Annotated in this window: 1 protein-coding gene; it reads right to left on the bottom strand. The window is 43.4% G+C overall.

Annotated features, from left to right (window positions below; translation table 11 throughout):
• Positions 1–267 (bottom strand): condensation domain-containing protein (locus tag CWC11_RS21610; protein WP_138684231.1); only part of this gene is annotated, 267 nt, incomplete at both ends.

Below are 267 nucleotides of genomic sequence, written 5' to 3'. Positions count from 1 at the left end.
AAGCGTAATGTCAAATTGACCTTCTTCTTCAGGCAGTTCCATAAATTGCATAGGAAAGCCCTTATAGTACGCGACATTATTTTCATCCATATGCGATTGCTCAACGCGGTGATTGAGCATCACAAACATGACCTGAAATACCGTAGAGCGGCTGGCATCATGTTCAATACCAAGCTTATCCACTAACAGCGCAAACGGATATTCTTGGTGATCTAGTGCGTTGAGTGTAATGTCTTTCACCTGCGCTAAAAGCGACGTAAAGTGCGT

Origin of the sequence: Pseudoalteromonas sp. S3178, assembly GCF_005886985.1 — a bacterium.
Classification (GTDB): domain Bacteria; phylum Pseudomonadota; class Gammaproteobacteria; order Enterobacterales; family Alteromonadaceae; genus Pseudoalteromonas; species Pseudoalteromonas carrageenovora.
This window is presented reverse-complemented; position numbering and strand designations above follow the sequence as displayed.